21 protein-coding genes are annotated in these 20,005 nt (G+C 62.2%); 7 read left to right on the forward strand and 14 right to left on the reverse strand.

Translation table 11 applies throughout. From position 1 onward, the window contains the following. Positions 1–95 precede the first annotated feature (95 nt). The gene (locus AC1DZU_RS24100; protein WP_477288984.1) at positions 96–554 is read left to right on the forward strand and encodes a YqfO family protein; all 459 of its coding nucleotides are present in this window, start codon (positions 96–98) and stop codon (positions 552–554) included. Positions 555–708: 154 nt separating this feature from the next. Then, on the forward strand, positions 709–876 hold the full coding sequence (gene rpmG / locus AC1DZU_RS24105) for a 50S ribosomal protein L33 (RefSeq protein WP_006201775.1): 168 nt from the start codon (positions 709–711) through the stop codon (positions 874–876). 86 nt (positions 877–962) lie between these two features. Here the strand turns inward: rpmG and AC1DZU_RS24110 are convergent, their stop codons facing one another. The 10 genes from AC1DZU_RS24110 to AC1DZU_RS24155 form a co-directional block, all read right to left on the reverse strand. Next, positions 963–1,508, reverse strand: coding sequence for a DJ-1/PfpI family protein (locus tag AC1DZU_RS24110; RefSeq protein WP_477288986.1), 546 nt, complete (start codon positions 1,506–1,508; stop codon positions 963–965). A 190-nt stretch (positions 1,509–1,698) separates the two neighbouring features. Continuing rightward, positions 1,699–2,766: an ABC transporter ATP-binding protein gene (locus AC1DZU_RS24115; RefSeq protein ID WP_477288988.1), complete on the reverse strand. Its 1,068-nt coding sequence runs from the start codon at positions 2,764–2,766 to the stop codon at positions 1,699–1,701. Positions 2,767–2,770: 4 nt separating this feature from the next. Then, positions 2,771–3,619 carry a carbohydrate ABC transporter permease gene (locus AC1DZU_RS24120; RefSeq protein WP_477288990.1) on the reverse strand — a complete coding sequence of 283 codons (849 nt, stop codon included), beginning with the start codon at positions 3,617–3,619 and terminating at the stop codon, positions 2,771–2,773. Beyond that, positions 3,619–4,542, reverse strand: coding sequence for a carbohydrate ABC transporter permease (locus tag AC1DZU_RS24125; protein WP_477288992.1), 924 nt, complete (start codon positions 4,540–4,542; stop codon positions 3,619–3,621). Before AC1DZU_RS24125 ends, AC1DZU_RS24120 begins: the two co-directional genes overlap by 1 nt. A gap of 177 nt (positions 4,543–4,719) precedes the next feature. Continuing rightward, positions 4,720–5,997, reverse strand: coding sequence for an ABC transporter substrate-binding protein (locus AC1DZU_RS24130; RefSeq protein WP_477288994.1), 1,278 nt, complete (start codon positions 5,995–5,997; stop codon positions 4,720–4,722). A 29-nt stretch (positions 5,998–6,026) separates the two neighbouring features. After that, positions 6,027–7,214 (reverse strand): PLP-dependent transferase, encoded by a 1,188-nt coding sequence (locus AC1DZU_RS24135; RefSeq protein ID WP_477288996.1) that lies wholly within the window; start codon positions 7,212–7,214, stop codon positions 6,027–6,029. Continuing rightward, the gene (locus AC1DZU_RS24140; protein ID WP_111546382.1) at positions 7,211–7,945 is read right to left on the reverse strand and encodes a FadR/GntR family transcriptional regulator; all 735 of its coding nucleotides are present in this window, start codon (positions 7,943–7,945) and stop codon (positions 7,211–7,213) included. Before AC1DZU_RS24140 ends, AC1DZU_RS24135 begins: the two co-directional genes overlap by 4 nt. Positions 7,946–8,075: 130 nt before the next feature. After that, positions 8,076–9,554 (reverse strand): FAD-dependent monooxygenase, encoded by a 1,479-nt coding sequence (locus AC1DZU_RS24145; RefSeq protein WP_477289243.1) that lies wholly within the window; start codon positions 9,552–9,554, stop codon positions 8,076–8,078. Positions 9,555–10,114: 560 nt separating this feature from the next. Further along, a complete protein-coding gene (locus AC1DZU_RS24150; protein WP_477288998.1) occupies positions 10,115–11,488 on the reverse strand; it encodes a PleD family two-component system response regulator in 1,374 nt (457 codons plus the stop codon). Positions 11,489–11,521: 33 nt separating this feature from the next. Beyond that, positions 11,522–11,893, reverse strand: coding sequence for a response regulator (locus AC1DZU_RS24155; protein ID WP_095088146.1), 372 nt, complete (start codon positions 11,891–11,893; stop codon positions 11,522–11,524). 224 nt (positions 11,894–12,117) lie between these two features. Between AC1DZU_RS24155 and AC1DZU_RS24160 the strand changes: the two genes are divergently transcribed. After that, positions 12,118–12,417 carry a DUF3572 domain-containing protein gene (locus AC1DZU_RS24160; RefSeq protein ID WP_095087927.1) on the forward strand — a complete coding sequence of 100 codons (300 nt, stop codon included), beginning with the start codon at positions 12,118–12,120 and terminating at the stop codon, positions 12,415–12,417. Next, positions 12,414–13,067 (forward strand): hypothetical protein, encoded by a 654-nt coding sequence (locus tag AC1DZU_RS24165; protein ID WP_477289001.1) that lies wholly within the window; start codon positions 12,414–12,416, stop codon positions 13,065–13,067. The genes AC1DZU_RS24160 and AC1DZU_RS24165 overlap by 4 nt, the downstream gene beginning before the upstream one ends. An 88-nt stretch (positions 13,068–13,155) precedes the next feature. Here the strand turns inward: AC1DZU_RS24165 and AC1DZU_RS24170 are convergent, their stop codons facing one another. Both AC1DZU_RS24170 and AC1DZU_RS24175 read right to left on the reverse strand, forming a co-directional pair. Continuing rightward, positions 13,156–14,682, reverse strand: a complete 1,527-nt coding sequence (locus AC1DZU_RS24170; RefSeq protein ID WP_477289003.1) for a hypothetical protein — start codon at positions 14,680–14,682, stop codon at positions 13,156–13,158. 202 nt (positions 14,683–14,884) lie between these two features. After that, positions 14,885–15,460, reverse strand: coding sequence for a GNAT family N-acetyltransferase (locus tag AC1DZU_RS24175; protein WP_477289005.1), 576 nt, complete (start codon positions 15,458–15,460; stop codon positions 14,885–14,887). Between the two features lie 65 nt (positions 15,461–15,525). Between AC1DZU_RS24175 and AC1DZU_RS24180 the strand changes: the two genes are divergently transcribed. Next, a complete protein-coding gene (locus tag AC1DZU_RS24180) occupies positions 15,526–16,854 on the forward strand; it encodes a DNA polymerase IV (protein ID WP_477289007.1) in 1,329 nt (442 codons plus the stop codon). 115 nt (positions 16,855–16,969) lie between these two features. On the opposite strand, the gene AC1DZU_RS24185 is transcribed toward AC1DZU_RS24180, so the two are convergent. Continuing rightward, on the reverse strand, positions 16,970–17,476 hold the full coding sequence (locus AC1DZU_RS24185; RefSeq protein WP_477289009.1) for a hypothetical protein: 507 nt from the start codon (positions 17,474–17,476) through the stop codon (positions 16,970–16,972). A 198-nt stretch (positions 17,477–17,674) separates the two neighbouring features. Between AC1DZU_RS24185 and AC1DZU_RS24190 the strand changes: the two genes are divergently transcribed. Together AC1DZU_RS24190 and AC1DZU_RS24195 are read left to right on the forward strand one after the other, a co-directional pair. Next, positions 17,675–18,583 (forward strand): DMT family transporter, encoded by a 909-nt coding sequence (locus AC1DZU_RS24190; RefSeq protein WP_477289011.1) that lies wholly within the window; start codon positions 17,675–17,677, stop codon positions 18,581–18,583. Between the two features lie 104 nt (positions 18,584–18,687). Then, entirely contained in the window at positions 18,688–19,155 is a 468-nt protein-coding gene (locus tag AC1DZU_RS24195) for a hypothetical protein (RefSeq protein ID WP_477289013.1), read from the forward strand. A gap of 42 nt (positions 19,156–19,197) precedes the next feature. On the opposite strand, the gene AC1DZU_RS24200 is transcribed toward AC1DZU_RS24195, so the two are convergent. Further along, positions 19,198–19,986 (reverse strand): potassium channel family protein, encoded by a 789-nt coding sequence (locus AC1DZU_RS24200; protein WP_477289015.1) that lies wholly within the window; start codon positions 19,984–19,986, stop codon positions 19,198–19,200. Between the last annotated feature and the right edge of the window lie 19 nt (positions 19,987–20,005).

Consider the following 20,005-nt stretch of genomic DNA (forward strand, 5'->3'; position numbering starts at 1 on the left):
TTTCACCAGGCGACACGACAGGCTGCTGACAGAACCGTGTCAGCAGCCCCCGGTTATAAGGTTGCCTCGAAATATCTGAAGTTGAGGATCCTCCCATGATCGACAGCGGCTTTGAAACCACTTCGTTGCGAATGACATTGCTCCTGCTTGTGACCTTTCAGGCGCCGGCCGCCGATGTCGACCGCATCATGGATGCGGTGGTGGCGATAGCGCCGCTGGCGATGGGCAAATATGACCGCAACGCCTATCAGTCGGCACATGGCATCGAACGCTACAGGCCGCTCGACGGTGCGGCCGCCGGCGCCGAGACCGAGTTGCGGCGACGCCCCGGCACGGTCGAGGTTTCGTTCGAACTGCCCGACGACCAGGCGCTGGCCGCGCGCGTCGCCGAGGCGATTTTCCAGGCGCACTCCTATCAGGAGCCGGTGATCCGCATCCAGCCGATCCTGGCCAGCCGTTCCAAGGGGCTGGACGACCGCGCCAATCCGAATCGCTGGTGGAACACCACTGGAGACTGGAAGAAGGTTGCGGCGCCCGCGAGAGAAAGCGCATGATTTGAGGCCACTGGCCAGTTCCGGCGGGTGGTATGAGCTCCGCCGGGCTTGACTTTCCAGGCACGTTCTTTATGTGTCGCGCCAAGTTTCCCGCGTCCGGGTGTTTCCCCGTGCTCCAGCGGCCAAAACTCCACGAACATAACGGACTGAAATCATGGCCAAAGCCGCAAACATCAAGATCAAGCTTCTGTCGACCGCCGACACCGGTTTCTTCTACGTGACCAGCAAGAACAGCCGCACCAAGACCGACAAGCTGTCGTTCCGCAAGTACGATCCGGTCGCCAAGAAGCACGTCGAGTTCAAGGAAACCAAGATCAAGTAATCTGGTTTCTCAAAAAAATGCCGAAACGCCGCCCACTGGGCGGCGTTTTCGTTTGCAGGACCATCGGACGGCAGTCCGTTACGGCGTTACGCTTTTCCCGGAATTTCTTCAGAATTGCCGTGATGCCGCAGTCGCCTGGATCGCCATTTCACTGGGCAGGCCGGCGTGGCTGGAATTTTGCCGGCCACCGGCGGACGTGGAAAATACTGCGTGGTGACCTGCAACGCCTCTGCCGTCGCCTCATCGAACAGCAGCGCGATCAGCTTCAAGGCCTCGTCGAGGCCTGATGAAATGCCTCCACCGGTCAGCCGATTGCCGGATTTGATGAAGCGCGCATGCGTCGTATCGACCTCGATCTTGGGGAAACTCTGCAGGCATTTGACGAACGCCCAATGGGTCGTGGCTTTGTGACCGTCGAGCAGCCCGGCGCGTGCGAGCAACAATGCCCCCTCGCATACCGAGCAAACCCAGAGCGCATCCGCCGCCACCTTTAGGAGGTAGGCGAGAAAAGGCGAATTGGCATTTGACATGATTGCGCCCAACGCTTCCGGCGCACCACCGGGGACCCAGAGGACATCGAGCCTTGGCGTTTCGGCAAAGCTGGCATGGGCTTCGAACCGCAACCCGTTCACGGTCGTGACCGGGCCGCCGTCGGCGGAGAGGATCTGGCAATCGAGACCTTTCGCCGGGTCGACCCATTTGACATCTCGAAGGGCCCGGCCACGTCGAGCAGATCCACGCCGTCATAGACCGGAATTCCGAGTTTCATGGCCTCCCCCTCCTCCTGCTTCCGCAAATCACTATGCAGCAGCCGGCACCGGTTTAGCCAATGCGATCGCCGCTTTTGGGATCGAACAGATGCAGCGACGCCGGGTCGGCCGACAGCCGTATCACGTCGCCGGTTTTCACGCCGGCGCGGCCCATGGCGAAGACGCAAAGTTGCTGGCCAGCCAGCTTGACGTAGAACTGCGTCGAAAGCCCGAGCGGCTCCACCACCCCCACCTCGCCCTGCAATTCGCCTTCATCGGCCAGCTTGATGTGCTCGGGCCGCAGACCGACAGTGATGATGTCACCGTCGTTCAGCGGCAGGCCATCCGGCAGGCGCAACGCCTGGCCGTCGGCCAGCACGGCGCCCGATGTGCCCCCCTTTCGCACCGTCGCTGGCAGGAAATTCATACCCGGTGAGCCGATGAAGCCGGCGACGAACATGTTGGTCGGCCGGTCATAGAGATCCAGCGGCGCGCCGACCTGCTGGATCAGCCCGTCATGCATGACGACGATCCTGTCGGCCATGGTCATCGCCTCGATCTGGTCGTGGGTGACGTAGACCGAAGTGGTCTTCAGTTGCTGGTGCAGCGCCTTGATCTCGGCGCGCATATGGACGCGCAGCTTGGCGTCGAGGTTCGACAATGGCTCATCGAAGAGAAACACCTTGGGATCGCGCACGATGGCGCGGCCCATGGCGACGCGCTGGCGCTGGCCGCCGGACAATTGCCGCGGCAGGCGCTGCAGGAAAGTGTCGAGCCCGAGCCGCTTGGCCGCGCCATCCACCCTTGCGTCGATCGCCGGCTTGTCAGCCTTGCGCAGCATCAGGCTGAAACCCATGTTCTTCGATACGTCCATATGCGGATAGAGCGCGTAGGACTGGAACACCATGGCGATGTCGCGGTCCTTCGGCGCAACGTCGTTGACCAGTCGCTCGCCGATGCGGATCTCACCGCCGGAAGCCTCCTCCAGCCCGGCGATCATGCGCAAAAGCGTGGACTTGCCGCAGCCTGACGGACCGACCAGGACGACGAACTCGCCATCGGCGATTTCAAGGTCGACGGCGTGCAGGACACGGACAGTGCCATAATCCTTGCGGACCTTATCGAGCGTAACAGAGGCCATCGATCTATCCTTTGACGGCGCCGGCGGTCAGGCCGGTGACGAGATAGCGTTGCAGGAAAGCGAAGAAGATGCAGACCGGGATCAGCGCCAGGATCGATGCCGCCATCATCTGTCCCCAGTCGACGGCGAACTTGCCGATGAAGGTGAGCAGGCCGACCGCGAAGGTCTTCTGGTCGTCGCTGGAAATCAGCATCAGCGCGAACAGAAGCTCGCTCCAGGCGGCGGTGAAGACGAAGCCGAGCGTCGCACCCATGCCGGGCAGCGTCAGCGGCACGATCACCTTGCGCATCGCCTGCGCGCGCGTGCAGCCGTCGATCATCGCCGCCTCTTCCAGGTCCTTCGGGATGCCGTCGAAGAAGGATTGCATCAGGAAGGTGGCGAAGGCGGTGTTGAAGGCGGTGTAGATAATGATCAGCCCGGTCAGGCTGTTGATCAGGCCGATCTGCCCCATCACGCGGTAGATCGGCGGAATGACCATCACCAGCGGGAAGGTCTGGGTCAAAAGCAGCATTAGGGCCAGTGCCGCCTTGCCGCGAAAGGTGAAGCGCGACATGGCGTAACCGGCGAGCGTGGCGATGACCGTCACCAGTGCCGCCGTCGACACCGAGACGACGACGCTGTTGAGGAAATAGCGCGGGAAATCGGTGGCCTCGAGCACGGTGACGAAGTTCTGCAACGTCATCTGCGAGGGCCAGAAGGTGATGCCTTCGGAATAGAGAAGCCGCTCCGGCGTGACCGAGATCTTCAGCGTCCAATAGATCGGGAACAGCGCAAAGATCACGTAAGCCGCGATGGCGGCGTAGAGGCCGATGCCGCCGAAGATGCGCTGCGAGGCTGAGCGTCCTGCGATCATCAGACGTGCCTCACCAGTGTGCGGCGGATGCCGATCAGCGCGATCGCATAGGCAATGAGCAGGACGAGCAGCAGCACGGCCACCGCCGAGGCATAGCCCTTGTCCAGCGACTTGAAGGCACTGACATAGATGTAGACCGGCACCGTGTTGGTCGAGCCTGCCGGTCCGCCCTCCGTCATGACGAAGATGAGGTCGGCGAAGGTGGCTATCCAGATGGTGCGCAGCATCACCGTGATGGCAATCGTCGGCGCCAGGAACGGCAGTGTCACCTTGGTGAAGCGCTGCCAGGGCGAAGCGCCGTCGATCGCCGCCGCCTCATGCAATTCCGATGGAATGGATTTCAGCGCCGCCAGAAGCGTGATGGCGAAGAATGGAATGCCGAACCAGATATTGGCGACGATCGGCCCCCACATGGCGGTCGAGGGATCGGACAGAACATTGGTCGGTTCGGCCTTCAGCCCCAATGCATACAGCCAGTGCGGCAATGGGCCGATGATCGGATTGAACAGCCATGCCCAGGTCAGGCCTGACAGGAAGGACGGCACCGCCCAGGGCAGGAACACCAGGGCCTGCACCACCTTGCGGCCTGGGAATGGCTTGTCGAGCAGCAGCGCCAGGCCAAGACCGAGGAAGAACTGGAAGAACAGGCTGGCGACCGTCCACCACAGCGTGTTGACCAGCGCCTGCCCCAGCACCGGGTCCGACAGCATCGCCCGATACTGTCCGAGCCCGACATATTCCGACTTGAAAGCCGAGAATTTTCGGAAGGAGTAGCTGATGCCGATGACCAGCGGCACCAGAAGCACCACGACCAGAAGGATGATCGCCGGGCTGAGATAGAGCCAGGGCTCGATGGCGGCGTGAGATAGCCACTTGCGACGCGGCTTGCCGGCGGATCGTATTTCGGACACGGCATAGGTCATTGGCTGTGGATCGGCTCCGGAAATCGTTGGGGCTGATGGAGAGCGACCTTCTCCCCGTTTGCAGGGAAAAGATGCCGGCAGGCAGATGAGGAGCAGCGCAGGCTCGCTGAACTTGGCGCCGCCCCTCATCCGTCACTTCGTGACACCTTCTCCAATGAACAGGAGAAGGGAACAAAACTACTTCTTGTTCTTCGCCAGCCAGTCCTGCTGTTCCTTGGTCAGGAAGGCAGCCCATTGGTCGGCGACGTCCTTGGCCGTCTTCTGGCCAAGCAGCACTTCCTGGAAATTCTTGATAGCCACTTGGTCGACGAAATTGCCGAGGTTCTCCAGATGCGTCGGTGGCGTCACCATTTCGTACTTGGACGTGTCGCTCAGCTCCGTGAACCAGCCCTTGAACTGTTCGGTCTTGAAATGGGGATCCTGGTCGGCGCCGTTGTGGATCGGGACGACGCCGACCTCCTTGGCCCATTCCAGATTGTCCTTGGGGGACAAAAGCGTCGCCATCAGCTTCCAGGCGTCGTCCTTGTGCTGCGAGTTGGCGAACATCGCCCAGCCGGCATAGCCGAGCGTCGGATAGGACTTGCCGCTCGGTCCGACCGGCAATGGCGCCACGGCGAAGTCGTCCGCGCTCATCTTGTCGGCGATGCCGAGCAGTGCGTCCGGATCCTGGTTAAGCATGGCGCAGGTACCGGAATAGAAGCCGGTGACCGTCTCGTTGAAGCCCCAGCTCACCGCATCCTTCGGCGCCAGCCCGTTCTTGTACATGTCGGCCAGCATCTGCAGACCCTTGACCGAGCCCTCGTCGTTGATGGTCGAGGTGCCATCCTCGTTGAAATAGCCGCCCTTGCCGGCGGCGATATTCATGAACATGTGCATGCCGTTGAAGGCACCCGGGCCGCCGCGCAGGCAGTAACCGTATTTGCCGGGAAGTGCCGAGATCTTCTTGGAGTCGGCGATGAAATCGTCGAGCGTTGCGGGCGGGCCATCGAGACCGGCTTCCTTGAACAGCTTCTTGTTCCAGAACAGCGCGTTCACATAGTAGCCGTACGGGATCATGAACTGCGTGTTGTTGACGGTCGAGCCGAACTGCTTGGCGCGCTCGCCGAGCGTCTTGGCGTCGTCCCACTTGGCCATGTAGGGGCCGAGATCCTCAAGCTGGGCATTGTTGGCATAGAGGCCCATCCAGCGTTCCGGCATCTCGACCACATCGGGCGTATCGCCGGCCTGCACCATGGTCAGGAATTTTTCGAAGGCCTGGCCCCAGGGCAGCGAGATCAGCTCGACCTTGACGCCGGGATTGGCGGTTTCGAATTCGGCGATCTGTTTCTTCAGGAATTCGGTGCGCGGCGGGCTGGTGATGACTTCGACCATCTTGAGGGTCGAATCGGCCACAGCACTTCCGGCGGAAATCGCCAGCCCCGCGACGGTGGCAAGCATGACGGTCAGTTTTTTCATGTTCAAGACTCCCATTTTGAACCCGCTTGTTATTTTCTGGCTTTTTCGAAGGCCTGGGCGACGTCCGCCCACAGGTCTTCGACACTTTCCAATCCGACATTGAAGCGGATGGTTCGGGGGCTGACGCCGAAGCGCGCCATCGAATTCAGGCCCGGCGTCTGCTCAAGCGACGCCTTGGCAGGCACGACAAGGCTCTCATGCCCGCCCCAGCTGACGCCGATGCGGAAATAGTTGAGCGCGTCGACGAAGACGGGGATGTCGATATCGTCCGTCACCTCGAAGGAGAACAGCCCGGCATAGCCGGCCAGCGTCGCCTTGCCGGGATGGTTCGAATAGGCTGGATGGTTGACGCGCTCGACATTGGCATGTGCCTTCAGCCGCTCGGCGAGCGTCAGGCCGCTCTTCATGTGGTGCGGCAGCCGGAGCGGCAGGGTGCGCAAGCCGCGCAGCAGCAGCCAGGCCTCGAACGGCGACAGCTTGCCGCCGAGATAGGAATAGGTCTGCTCGTTGATATGCTTGATATGGGCGGCGGATCCCGCCACGACGCCGGCGACGGTGTCGCTGTGGCCACCGAGATATTTCGAGGCCGAGTGCAGCACCAGGTCGACGCCGTGCGTGATCGGCTTCTGGAACACCGGCGTCGCCCAAGAATTATCGATGCTGGTGACGATGCCCTGCTCCTTGGCCATCCGCGTCAGATGCGCGATGTCCTGCAGCTCGAACATCATCGAGGTCGGGCTTTCCAGGTAGAGCAGCTTGGCGCCGGGAAGTGCCGCCGCGACCGCGTCCGGGTCGGAGCCATCGACGTAGTCGACCTTGATGTTGAGCCGCGGCAAGAGCCGCTCGAACAGCCGGTAGGCATCGCCGTAGCAATTGCGCACCGCCACGATGCGCTCGCCGGCGCCAACAAAGGCAAGCACGGTGGCGCTGATCGCGGCCATGCCGCTGGAAAAGCCGCGCGCGGCCTCAGCGCCCTCGAGCGCGGCCACACGCGCCTCGAACTCCATCACCGTCGGATTGTCGCCGCGCGAATAGATCGGCTGCTTTCGTTTGCCGGCGAAGGTGTCGGCCATCTCGGCATAGTTGGCGAAGGTGAACAGCGAGGTCTGGTAGATCGGCGGCACCACCGCGCCGCCCGGGAATGGCTCGTCATGCGCCAGCAGCGTTGCCGCCTCGGCGAGATAATCGTGGTCGAAACCGGATGGGTGCTCGGTCATGTCTGGCTCGAAAGTTTGAGTTTGGCCGCGCCGCGCTTCAGATCGTCCTCGACGGTGGCTATCAGCTTGAGCGCCTCGGCGCGGGCGCCCTGCGGGTCGCGCGCGGCGATACATTCGTAAATGGTGCGGTGATAGGGAAAGCTGGCGTGGCCGAAGTCGCGCACGCCGAGCGGATGCTCCCAGAAACGGTGGAACAGCTCATGCATTGCGGCGATGATCTGCTCGAACAGCGGATTGCCCGAGACCCGGTAGATCGCCTGATGGAACTCCCAGTCCTCTTCCGACGACATGCCGTCGCGCGTGCGAAACGCCTGCTCCATGATGTCGAGCTTGCGCGCGATCTCGGCAATGTCGGTCTGGCTTGCACGCTCGGCACAGAGTGCGGCGGCCTCGGCCTCCAGCGCGCGGCGGATTTCCAGCGTCTGCATCAGGCTGGTGAAATCATTGCCGCCCGCCAGCGTCAGCGGCATATGCAGCATGTCGGGTGAGACAGCCGCCTTGAGATAGGTGCCGCTGCCTTGCCGGCGCTCGACCAGACCGAGCCCTTCCCAGCGCGTCAGCGCCTCACGCACCGTGTTGCGGCTGACCTTCAGCCGTTCGGCCAGAATACGCTCTGTCGGAAGTCGTTCGCCGGGCTGCAAGGCTTCGGCGCGAACAAACCCGACCAACGCCTTCAGCACGGCGTCATCGCGCGCCGTCGTCTGAATGGGTGGCAGGCTGTTCTGGTCCACGCTCTCTCCAAGTGGTCCAATGGTCCAACCAATTTCTGCATGGAAAAAAGCTCCTGTCAATCGGTTGTCAGCAGACCGCGCCGCCACAAGCGGCGACGCGATGCATTTCAGGAGGTTACGTGCGTCGACTTCATTGTGGCTGTGGCGCCACGGCAGGCGGGCCGAACCATGCGGTCAGCGCCTCGGCAAACCCAAGAGGGGTTCCATCCCCTACCCAGGCCACATAGCCGTCGGGCCGGATCAACACGGCGGTCGGAGCGGCGACGGGACCAAGGACCGGAAGCTCCCATGGTCCGGAATATGTGGCGTCGATCTGCTGCACCCGATCCACCCACGGCGTCATGTCGAAGCCGCGTGGCTGACCGAAGTTGAGCATGACCGGCCGGCCATTGTGCAGCAGGGCAAAGACCCGCAGCGGGCCGCTGGCAGTCAGCAGGTCGAGGTCGGGCATCCGCCGGCCAAGCAGAGGATGCCCCTCGCCAAGATTGTAGTGAACATCCAGACCGGACATCTCGCCGGCCATCCGTCTGCGCGGTTCGTCCATCCCGAGCAGGTCGGCAACGATGTCGCCCATCGCCTTGCCGCGGTCGTCCATACGCCGAAGCGCAACCTGCGCCATCGTGTTCTGCAGGACACGGGCGGCGACCGGGTGGCGCTCGGCATGGTAGGTATCGAGGAGGCTCTCCGGTGAGATCCGCTTGACCACCTGCGCCAACTTCCAGCCGAGGTTCACCGCATCCTGCACACCGATGTTGAGGCCCTGCCCGCCCATCGGGGGATGGATGTGCGCGGCATCGCCCGCCAGCAGGACGCGTCCGTCGCGGTAGGCTGCGGCTTGCCTTGTCATATCGGTGAAGCGCGAGAGCCAGGTCGGACTGTGGACACCAAAGTCGGTCCCATAGATGGCAACCAGCGCCTTGCTGAGATCGCGAAGCGTGGGCTCTCCCCCGGTCTTCAGTCGCGGTTCTGTCAGCACGACGCCGACTGTCCCACCCTCCCCGGTCTTGCCCAAAGCGTGGATACCGGAGTCGGTGTTCCGAAAGCCCAACGACGGCTCCTCAGACATCTCGACCTCGGCGATCATCCAGCTCATCGTCGGATCCCATCCCGCGAATTCGATGCCGGCTGCTTTTCGGACGATGCTTCGCCCCCCGTCACAGCCCACCAGATAATGTGTCTTCATACGTTGGCCATTGGCCAACTCGATGATGACCCCGCTGTCGTCTTGCGCGAACACCGCAACCTCCTGCCCGCGGTAGATCTGCACTCTCAACTCGTCGACCCAGCCGGCCAATATCCGTTCAATGTGGTTTTGACGCAGCCCGAGCAGGCAGTTGTGCCGCGTTGGAAAGTCGCTGATATCCAGCCGGATCATGTGGAAGCCGACGGCCTGAAAGCGTTGTCCTTGCGACAAGAACCGGTCGGCGATCCCACGCTGATCCAGGACCTCGATCGTGCGAGCATGCAGGCCGCCCGCACGCAAGCCAACAAGCTCCTGGTTGGAACGCCGCTCGACAATGGCAACGTCGACATTCGCCAGGGCGAGTTCTGCTGCCAGCATCAACCCTGTCGGGCCGCCTCCGGCAATCACCACCGCATGATCGGTCATTACAGGCATTACGGTCACTCCCGTTTCTTACCGTTGTTCAGGCCGACGGTTTTACGGGAGGAGCCGGGTCTTGCCGCAATCCCGTTGTGCGCCATATGTATGAAGTGGAGAGAGTACTCTTCCCTTCAGGTCGCCAGCCACGAACGAAACTGCTCGCGCAGTGACAAGGGCGCGTCACTTGGCTCGCTGTTGATCGAAGAGAATCGGACCCGGATTTTTCACACGAAAAGAGCAGAGCAATCCGTGCCTCGGCACGGAGCTTTGATGTTCTGTCTGGAGAGGGGGCCGGTCGGCGTTTGGCAGCGGTACGAGGAGGCCACTATGTGCCAGCGCCGGCCGGCCGACCCCACGGACCCAGGAGATGCGGCGGACCTGAGCATCATGGGGTATTTCTAGGGATCGAGCCGGCTGTCTATCCTCGTGCCGGCTTCGTCTTGGCCTGCACACTTGCGCAAGAGCTTATGAAAATCAACCATTTCTTAACCAAGGCTCGCGAATCGCTTGGATTAAGGTAAACGGGTAACCCTATCGGGTTGACTGGATAATCGGGCCTTTGCGGTTTACGCCGCCTTGGCGACGACGCGGTTGCGGCCGCCGCTCTTGGCTTCGTAGAGCGCGAGGTCGGCACGTTTCATCAGCGCCGCCACCGTGTCCACCCCCTTCAGCACAGACGACACGCCGACACTGACGGTGACTTCGGTCGTCTTGCCGTCGGGGCCGATGGCAAAAGGCGCCTGGGCGATTTCGGCGCGAATGCGTTCAGCCACCTTTTCGGCAACCGAACCCTCGGTGTCCGGCATCACCACGACGAACTCCTCGCCGCCAAAGCGGCAGGCAAGGTCGATACCCCTGACATTCTTGCGCAGCCGTCGCGCGAATTCCCGCAACACCTCGTCGCCGCCGTCATGGCCGTGTGCGTCGTTGATCGACTTGAAACGGTCGAGATCGGTGATCATCACCGACAGCGGCCGCCGCCGCGCGACGGCGCGATCGAACAGCGTCTGCAGATGGCTGTCGAGATAGCGGCGGTTGTGCAGCCCGGTCAGCCCGTCGGTCACCGCCATTTCGATGGTTTGGGTGACGCTGGCGCGCAGCTGGTCGTTGTAGCGCTTACGGCGCACCTGGGTGCGCAGCCGCGCCGTCAGTTCCTGCTGGTCGATCGGCCGCATCAGATAGTCGTTGATGCCGAGCTCCAGGCCACGAATGATGCGCTCGTCCTCGCCCGCCTCCGCCAGCAGGATGATCGGGACGAAACGGGTGCGGTCGAGCGAGCGCAACTGCGAACAGAGCCGGAGCGGATCGAAATCCGCAAAGGCCGTCGAGATCATCACGCATTCGTAAGGCGTCTCGGCGGCCTGGAAGAAGCCGGCATGCGGATCGCTGGTGACGTCGAGGTCGGCACGGTCGCGCAGCATCTTCTGGATGCGCTCGACCGAGGATTTGCGCTCGTCGATCAAGAGCACTTTCGGCGTCGTGTCCTCGGAGGCGAAATTGCGGCTCAGCAGTTCTTCGATACCAATGTTGCGCGTCGTCGAGGCGCGCAGCCGCAACTCGTCGGTCAGCGACTTCAGCCGGACCAGGCTCTTGACGCGCGTCATCAGCTGCAGGTCGTTAACCGGCTTGGTCAGGAAATCGTCGGCGCCGGCCTCGAGCCCGCGCACGCGGTCGGAAACCTGGTCGAGCGCGGTGATCATCACCACCGGAATGTGCGACGTCGCCGGGTCGCTCTTCAGCCGCCGGCAGACTTCGAACCCGTCCATGTCGGGCATCATCACGTCGAGCAGCACGACATCGACCTTGCCATTCTCGCAGGTCTCGATGGCGTCCGGCCCGTTTGTGGCGGTCAACACCTCGAAATACTCGGCCAGCAGCCGGACCTCCAGCAGCCGCACATTGGCAGGGATGTCGTCGACGACGAGGATCCGTGCAGTCATGTCACAAGGCTCCGGCTTGGCTGGAGGGCCGCATCATGCATCGCCCAGATAGGATTTGATGGTTTCGATGAAACGCGGCACCGAAATCGGCTTGGAGATATAGGCTTCGCAGCCACCCTGGCGGATGCGTTCCTCGTCGCCTTTCATTGCGAAGGCGGTCACCGCGATGACCGGGATGACGTGCAGCTCGTCATCCTCCTTCAGCCATTTGGTTACCTCCAGCCCCGACACTTCAGGCAACTGGATATCCATCAGGATGAGATCCGGCCGGTGCTTGCGCGCCAGATCGAGCGCTTCCAGGCCGTTGCGGGTGCGCACGGTCTCGTAACCGCTTGCTTCGATGAGGTCCCGAAAGAGCTTCATATTGAGCTCATTGTCCTCGACGATCATGACCTTCTTCGGCATCGATATCCCGTCCCGGCCGTCCTTCCGCTCGAAGGCGGCCGTCATGCGTCCATCTCAAGACGCACCAAACCCTGCGTCACTCTACGGCAATATCATTGACGAAACGGAAATCCGTGGCGCAAAAAGCTGTCTGGATTCCACCTCGGGCGCCGCTCTAATGGCTTGCCGCAAGCATCTCTTGCCATTACTGCGGGAGAGACTCATTCCACACACCGAAGGTAGTGATGGCAAACGCAGCGTCAATGCGCGAGGAAGCGGAATCGATTGCGGTGAAGGCCCTGGGCTTCGTCGCCTCCGATCCGGAGCTGTTGCCGCGCTTTCTGGCAATCACCGGCATCGAGGCGCATTCGATCCGCAAGGCTGCCGGCGAACCAGGATTCCTGGCTGGCGTCCTGCAGTTCATTCTCGCCCACGAGCCGACGCTGATGCGCTTTGCCGAGGAAACCGGCACGCCGCCGGCAGCTGTCGGCAAGGCCTTGCGGGCGTTGCCGCTGGGCGACGACAACCATGAGCATTCCATATGAGCGATGATCCCGAGACAGCGCGCCAGATCGAGGAACTGGCGGCGGACAGCCGCCCGCTGCTGGTGCTCGATGTCGACGACGTGGTGCTCGAATTCATCCGCCCTTTCCCGCATTTCCTCAAGGCGCGTGGTTTCGGCCTGACGCTGGCCTCGTTCCGGCTGACCGGCAACATCGCCGAAACGGCGAGCGGCCGCCTGATCGAACAGCCAGAAGTCACAGCACTTCTGGGCGATTTCTTTGACGCCCAAGCCGACTGGCAGAGTATCACCGACGGTGCCGCGGATGCCCTGACGGGATTGGGCGATCGCGCCGAGATCATTCTGCTGACGGCCATGCCGCACAAGCACCGTGCCGTGCGTCGCGCCCATCTCGATGCACTCGGGCTGAGCTACCCGCTCCTGACCACTGAAATGGCCAAGGGACCGGCAGTGGCCAGGCTTCGCGGCAAGACCGGCCGGCCGGTGGTTTTCGTCGACGATCAGCCGCACAATCTGGCGTCGGTGCGGGCATCCGTCGCCGATGCCGGCCTGTTCCATCTGATGGCCGACAATTCGCTGCGCGCATTCCTGCCGCCGGTGCCGGACGACATCATCGTCGTCCAGGACTGGCACGAAGCCGCGCCGAAGATTGCGAACGCGCTGGGGCTCTAACGCAATTCCAGGAAAAAGTTTGAAACGGTTTTCCGCCCGGAATTGCGCCAAAACAGAGAGGCCAAAACAGAGAGATAGAGGCCAGCCCTCAGGGATTCAGCTTCGCTCCCGCCCCGCCGCTGTCGTCCCCACTGTCGTCGCCGCTGTCATCGACACTATCATCCGCGGCCGGATCGGCCGGCTTGACCATGACGCCGTTGACCATCACCGAACCGTCGGCCTTGGCGTTGACGACCCATTCGATGCGTCCATCGGGCAGCGTCTTGCCAAAACCCTTCACCATGAGAGCTGCGGGTACGTACTGCGCCACCTCCGGCTCCGACTTTGCCGCCGTCTGCAGGCCCTCGACGAGCTTGTCGAAGCCAGTGACGTCGACCGTCAAGCTTGCCTCCGGCTTCTCGTCGGGGAAGGTCATTTCGCCTTCCAAGGCGATCTCCGTATCCTTGTTCTTCACGGTGCTGTGGCCGATGACGACCTTCGGCGTCTTGGCCATGAAGTCGGCTTTGAGCTGGTCGCCGAAATCAGCCGACAGCGGCGGATTCTGATTGAGATCAAAGGCTTCGATCGCCTTCTTCGCCATGCTGTCGAGATCGATATTGGCGCCGCCGAAGTTCAGGTCGACATCGGTGGGCAACAGCGCAACGCTCCAGCTCGGCAGAAGCTGTTGCGGCACGGTCAGCCCCGACGCCTTGATGGCATACCTGATCTTGCCGTTCTGGGCGACGCCGTCGGACGCGAACGCAGTGCTGAGTTGCGTCGCGCCGAAATTGCCGACCGGGCTTTCCACCGTGAAATCCCTGAAACCGTAGGTTCCCTCGACATGCTCCCAAACCGGCAAGGCGGCGAGCAGAAGCGATTTGAGTTGCGCCTGGTTTGCCTTCAGCGTCGTCTCGTCTTCATTGGCCACGGCAAACGCCAGGAGATCGAGCAGCGGCTTTGTCCGCACTCCCTTGCCGCTGGCCTCGACCGACAGCTCCGGCGATTTGACGTTGACCGGGAATTTCAGTCCGCTTTCAGGATCGTCGAAATTTATCGTTTCGACGAAATCAGACACCTTTTGCGATGTTGTGAAATCGACACCCCCGGTCGCGGACTTGGTCGCGGTGATCGTTGCTGTGCCGGCGCCGGTGCTCGCTTCCATATGCTGTTTGGCATCCTTCGATGCCATCGTCATACCGGCCATCGAGCTGCCGCCGCTGGTGAAGGCCGCCAGATTGGGGTCGTAGACCCCGGAACCCTTGCCCTCCTTGATCGAAAACTGCGTGCTTTGCAGACCCTCGGGCCCGTTGAACTCGAAGGAAGCGCTCTGCGAAAAATCCATCGAGACATCCCAGGATCCGTCGCTGCGCGGCTTGACCATCAGGGCATAGGGCGCAACGTCGACTTTCAGCAGCTTTTGATCTGGCAGTGATCCGGCAAGCGCCTTGAAATCAAACAGGATCTTGTAGGCATCGCCTTCCAGCGACACCTTCAGAATGCCTTTGTCGAGCGCCTGTTTGCCGACATAGCGGGCCAGGTCTTCGGACAATTGCTTCGCACCCTGGCTGTCGACGGTCTGGCCGAAAGCAGGCGCGCTCAACGCAAGAAGAAAAACGAATGGCAGGGCACGGTTCACGCGAATTCTCCGTTTGACCTAATAGTGCCCAAAAGCGCGCAGCGGTTTGGGACAACGACATGCATAAAACAAAAGCCCAAAGCGCGTCGACTGAATCCGTTTCCGTGCAACGCGTCTTGGAAGGAACGCCTCGTTCGTCTGGTATGAAATTACCGCCACAACCGCAAGGTGAGATACAACGCCGCCAAGGCGCAAAAGCTGATTATAGCACAAGCCGCATCAGCGGCCGGCCGGCCTTGCGCTCGACAAGCCGCTCGAAACCAGCCTTCTCGAAGACCCGCGACGAGCCGACGAACAGGCCGATCGAACGCGAATCCCGGGACAGGTCTATCGGGCAGGCCTCGACCAACCGCGCGCCATTCCTGCGCGCGAAATCGATACCGCCTTCGACCAGGCTATGCGTGATGCCCCTGCCGCGCGCCTTGGTGCGGATGAAGAAGCAGGAGATCGCCCACACGGCCGGATCCATGGCGTCGGCGGCATCGACTGGTGCCGACCCCCTGCCCTGATTGTTCCATTCGGGCACGTCGGCGCGCGGCCCGATCTGCATCCAGCCGACCGCCTTGCCGTCTTCGAATGCCAGCAGGCCTGGCGGCGGGCCAGCTTCGATGCGCGCCTTGATGTGGTCCTTGTTGCGTTCCCGGCTGCTCTCACGCCGTATCGCCGGCGCCAGCCGGAAATGCGTGCACCAGCAACCATAACAGGCGCCCTGCTTGCCGAAGAGGTCCTCGAAATCCGCCCAGAGTTCAGGCGCCAGCGGTGCTATGGTCGTGCTCATGCGTTCTCCCCAGGCCAGCCTTGTCGCAGGCCTTGCACTGTCGTACCATTGCTTCTGTTCTCTTTATGTTCGCAGCGATGGCGGCCCCTGTCAACAATCCCGATCACGGTTTTTGCCGCGACTGCCTGACGTTTCAGCGCAGCCAGACGCGCCGTTGCGAACGCTGCGGCAGCCCCCGGCTGGCGCGCCATCCCGAGCTTTACCGGCTCCATCTGGCCCATATCGATTGTGACGCCTTCTATGCGGCGATCGAAAAGCGCGACAATCCAGCGCTCAAGGACAAGCCGCTGATCATCGGCGGCGGCAAGCGCGGCGTCGTCTCCACCGCTTGCTACATCGCCCGCATCCAGGGCGTGCGCTCGGCAATGCCGATGTTCAAAGCGCTCGAAGCCTGTCCCGAGGCGGTCGTCATCAGCCCCAACATGGAAAAATATGTGCGCGTCGGCCGCGAGGTGCGCGCCATGATGCAGGCGCTGACGCCGCTGGTCGAGCCTCTCTCGATCGACGAGGCATTTCTCGACCTCGCCGGCACCGAACGTCTGCACGGCCTGCCGCCGGCAGTGGTGCTGGCGCGCTTCGCGCTTGCCGTCGAGAAGGAGATCGGCATCACCGTTTCAGCCGGCCTGTCCTACTGCAAGTTCCTCGCCAAGATAGCGTCGGATTTCCGCAAGCCGCGCGGCTTCTCGGTCATCGGCGAGGCTGAGGCGGTCGGCTTCCTGGCAGCCCAGCCGGTAACGATGATCTGGGGTGTCGGCAAGGCGTTCAACGCCACGCTGGAGCGCGACGGCATCCGCACCATCGGCCAGTTGCAGCAGATGGATCGTGGCGACCTGATGCGCCGCTACGGCACGATGGGCGACCGGCTCTACCGCCTTTCGCGCGGCGAGGACGTCCGCCGCGTCGATCCTGACCAGGACGCTAAGAGCGTATCGGCCGAAACCACCTTCGACACGGACATCGCTTCGCTCGATGAGCTTGTCGCGGTGCTGAGGGGGCTTTCGGAGAGGGTCTCGGCACGGCTGAAGAAATCCGGCATCGCCGGGCGCACCGTGGTGCTGAAGCTGAAGACCCAGGATTTCAAGCTGCGCACGCGCAACCGCCAGCTCGGCGACCCGACCCGGCTCGCCGATCGCATCTTCCAGACCGGAGTGGAACTCCTGCGCAAGGAAACCGACGGCACGAAATATCGGCTACTCGGCATCGGCGTCAGCGACCTCTCGGACGACGACAAGGCTGACCCGCCCGACCTGGTCGACGTCCAGTCACGCAAACGCGCCATGGCTGAAAGCGCCATCGATGCCCTGCGCGACAAGTTCGGCCGCAGGGCGGTGGAAACCGGCTATACTTTCGGCAAGGGCCGCGACGCCCACCCGCCGGAGCCGCTCGAGGACTGACCTTGCTTGTTGGGTTTGTTGAGATTCACGTCAGGCCGAGCCGAGAATGTTGGCTTCCGAGAACCGGAGCGGAGCGTACCTCACGCCGCATCACCTGAATATCGCGGCCCATCCGTCAGGTGCGCTGCAGATCGATCCTGCTCGTCACCACGCTCTTGCCGGTTTTCGGGTCGGTGTCGGTGACAGTCAGCTGGATGCCGTTCTCGCCCTTCTTCTCGACCGTCATCCGCGCCTTTCGATCCCCATTGACCTCCTTGGCCCAGCCAATGCCGAGATTGATCGCGTTGCCGGAGCGGCTGCCACTCAGCTGTGCCGGCCCGGTGCGAGACCCGACATAGACGCCGTTGTACTTCGCACCTATGACCTTCAAGTTGGCGCTGATAGCCCGCGTTACCAAGACGAGACCGCGGCAATTGCCATCCAGCGAGAGTGAGGTTGAGGTCGCATTCGACTTGAAGCTGCAGGATACATTAACGTTCGGCACATCGGTGGTTACCTGGACAGTTCCCTTGCCAGCGAAATTGCCATTGAACGACTGGAGAAACTTGGCTTCGTCGGCATGTGCCGTGCCAGCCGCGGCCAACAGACAGCCAGCAAGCCCTATTTGCGCGTATGATCTCATCAAAGCTCTCCTTGTCGATCTGGAAAGGCAGGACGGCCTGCAAGGCAAGGCACGGCAATATCGAGACTCAACGCCTGTTGCGGTATCGGGTTCCGACCGCAGCATGACTGTTTTGCAACATCCAGGCATCGTCACTGGCCCAGAAGAATGCAGCCTCTAGCGATTGCGGCAAGGGCTCCGGCCTGCGAGATAGCGGGCATGGTCCCCACCCCCTCCATCCCCAAGGCCGCATTCTGGATGGCGCTGTCGATCGCCTCGTTCCTGGCGATGTCTGTCGCCGGACGCGCCACGACAGCCGAGCTCAATGTCTTCCAGGTGTTGGAACTGCGCTCGGTGATCGGCTTTTTCATCCTTCTGCCGCTGGTGATGATGAGCGGCGGCTTTGCAGCCATGCGCACGCAGCGCCCCGTCGCCCATATCGCCCGCAACGTCATCCACTATACCGGCCAGGCGGCCTGGCTCTACGCGCTGACGCTGATCCCGCTGGCGGTGTTGATCTCGATCGAATTCACCACACCGATCTGGACGGCTATCCTGGCGGTGACTTTTCTTGGCGAAAGGCTCTCCCGGCCCAGACTTGCGGCGATTGTGCTGGGGCTGATCGGCGTGGTGATTATCGTGCGCCCCGGCGTCGGCGCGGTCGATCCCGGACATCTCGTCGTGCTCGGTGCCGCCGTCTGTTTCGGGGTATCGCTGGTGTTGGTCAAGTCGCTGACGCGCACGGACAGAGTCGTGCGCATCATCTTCTGGATGCTGATCATTCAGTCGGCACTCGGCCTCGTCCCGGCGCTCTATGAGTGGCGCAACCCGTCGCTGGAGCTGTGGCCCTGGATCCTGCTGATCGCCTTCACTGGCATGTCGTCGCATTTCTGCATGGCCCGGGCGCTTGCCTATGCCGACGCCACCGTGATTTCGCCGATGGATTTCCTGCGCGTGCCGCTGTCGGCTCTGATCGGCTGGCTGCTCTATCAGGAGCAGATCGACGCCTTCACCGCCGGTGGCGCACTGCTGATCCTGATGGGCAATCTGCTCAATCTGCAGCGAAAAGCGCCACAACCGGCGAAGATCGCCGCGTCACAGACCCTGATCCAGTCCGGGGGAGATTGAGTCTACGACAATTTCGTGCCCTGATCCGACGTTGCCGCCTTGCAGCTGGGGCGGCGGGATGAGACGCTCCTGGAAACAGAGAGCAAGCGTGAGATGGTGCAACGATGCCTCTTGTGATCGTCGCTGTTTTACTGATGTCGACGCTGGTAGCTACCGGCAAAGCGGAAGCCGAAGCGGGAACGCACCTTCTCGAGTCGGATGGCGCTATGGCTTCCTCCTATGGCCCGACGGTCGTGGCAGACTATTCCGCGTCCATGGCACATTATCGAACAAGCCTGCGCGCGCATTCCGGAACCGGTAGCCTTGTCGGCGATTTCATTTCCTCGCTGCGCATTCCCTGGACTTGGCGTTCCGACGACGGAAGCACGGTTCGGCGCCTGGGCAACAGCCTGTTCTTGCTCACCGAGGGCGATTGCCTGAGCCGAATGTGCCGCGAGATCCCTTGCAAACAGACGGAGTGGCCCGTGTTCGACTGCCGCGATGGTCACAAGCGCAAGATGGCGGCTCCCGGCCTGACCGGGATCAGCTTCGGCGGCGTCAACTACAGCCAGATAGGTGGCCCGCAGTTTTGAGCGGATAACCTGTGTACTCCGGCGGGATGGGTTTCAAGCCGGTCAATTGCCGTCGTCGGGTATGTTGAGGAGGTGGCCGCAGGCCTTGCAGTGGACGGTGTCGGGCTCGTGCCGCTGCAGCCCGCACTGCGGACAAGGAAAGAATACCTTGTGGGGACGGAACAGCGCCTGCGCCAACCTCACGAACAGCGAAATGCCGATGATCATGGTGGCGATCGCGGTCAGCTTGCCGGCCATGCCCGGCAGGACGATGTCGCCGAAGCCTGTCGTCGTCACTGTGGCGACGGTGAAATAAAGCGCATCGATATAGTTTTCGAGCCCCGTCCCGGTGCGGAAGAAGAAGGTGTAGACGAAGCCGGTGATGACGAACAGGAAGGTCAAGAGATTGATGACCGCCTGGCTCGCCTCCCGCCAAGGCCACAGTCCGCGCATTTCGAAATGCCGCCATAGCGACCCGCTGCGCGACAGTGACCACAGCCGCAGGATACGCAGGAAGCCGAGATTGGCGAGCGCCGTCGGCATCAGCAGCGTCAAGAGGATGAAGGCATCGACCCACGATGTCGGCTGCTTCATCAACCGCAACATGTCGTTCGACGCCAGCAGGCGGGCGGCCATGTCTGCAGCAACCAGCGCGGCCACCGCATAGTCGAGCCAGAGGAATGACGGCTTGTCCTGAAGGACCGGCGTCGCGATGAAGAAAGCAATGATGGCGAGGTCGATGACGACAGCCACCAGCTGGAAGCGGAAAGCCGCCGGGGTGCGTCCGTGATAAAGCTTGCGCAGCCTGTCGCGCAGCTGCGCGATTGTTGAGCTGTCTTCCGCCGCTTTCATGACGATCGCGGCGGCGTTC

It is taken from the genome of Mesorhizobium sp. P2_A12 (genome assembly GCF_056405075.1).

Bases quoted from the DNA above. Each gene is read 5' to 3' on its own strand.
- AC1DZU_RS24135 (WP_477288996.1), bottom strand. From the start codon at position 7,214: ATGACCGAGCACCCATCCGGTTTCGACCACGATTATCTCGCCGAGGCG.
- AC1DZU_RS24115 (WP_477288988.1), bottom strand. From the start codon at position 2,766: ATGGCCTCTGTTACGCTCGATAAGGTCCGCAAGGATTATGGCACTGTC.
- AC1DZU_RS24150 (WP_477288998.1), bottom strand. From the start codon at position 11,488: ATGACTGCACGGATCCTCGTCGTCGACGACATCCCTGCCAATGTGCGG.
- AC1DZU_RS24200 (WP_477289015.1), bottom strand. From the start codon at position 19,986: ATGAAAGCGGCGGAAGACAGCTCAACAATCGCGCAGCTGCGCGACAGG.
- AC1DZU_RS24160 (WP_095087927.1), top strand. From the start codon at position 12,118: ATGGCAAACGCAGCGTCAATGCGCGAGGAAGCGGAATCGATTGCGGTG.
- AC1DZU_RS24185 (WP_477289009.1), bottom strand. From the start codon at position 17,476: ATGAGATCATACGCGCAAATAGGGCTTGCTGGCTGTCTGTTGGCCGCG.
- rpmG (WP_006201775.1), top strand. From the start codon at position 709: ATGGCCAAAGCCGCAAACATCAAGATCAAGCTTCTGTCGACCGCCGAC.
- AC1DZU_RS24100 (WP_477288984.1), top strand. From the start codon at position 96: ATGATCGACAGCGGCTTTGAAACCACTTCGTTGCGAATGACATTGCTC.
- AC1DZU_RS24165 (WP_477289001.1), top strand. From the start codon at position 12,414: ATGAGCGATGATCCCGAGACAGCGCGCCAGATCGAGGAACTGGCGGCG.
- AC1DZU_RS24190 (WP_477289011.1), top strand. From the start codon at position 17,675: ATGGTCCCCACCCCCTCCATCCCCAAGGCCGCATTCTGGATGGCGCTG.
- AC1DZU_RS24155 (WP_095088146.1), bottom strand. From the start codon at position 11,893: ATGCCGAAGAAGGTCATGATCGTCGAGGACAATGAGCTCAATATGAAG.
- AC1DZU_RS24180 (WP_477289007.1), top strand. From the start codon at position 15,526: ATGTTCGCAGCGATGGCGGCCCCTGTCAACAATCCCGATCACGGTTTT.
- AC1DZU_RS24120 (WP_477288990.1), bottom strand. From the start codon at position 3,619: ATGATCGCAGGACGCTCAGCCTCGCAGCGCATCTTCGGCGGCATCGGC.
- AC1DZU_RS24195 (WP_477289013.1), top strand. From the start codon at position 18,688: ATGCCTCTTGTGATCGTCGCTGTTTTACTGATGTCGACGCTGGTAGCT.
- AC1DZU_RS24175 (WP_477289005.1), bottom strand. From the start codon at position 15,460: ATGAGCACGACCATAGCACCGCTGGCGCCTGAACTCTGGGCGGATTTC.
- AC1DZU_RS24125 (WP_477288992.1), bottom strand. From the start codon at position 4,542: ATGACCTATGCCGTGTCCGAAATACGATCCGCCGGCAAGCCGCGTCGC.
- AC1DZU_RS24145 (WP_477289243.1), bottom strand. From the start codon at position 9,554: ATGACCGATCATGCGGTGGTGATTGCCGGAGGCGGCCCGACAGGGTTG.
- AC1DZU_RS24130 (WP_477288994.1), bottom strand. From the start codon at position 5,997: ATGAAAAAACTGACCGTCATGCTTGCCACCGTCGCGGGGCTGGCGATT.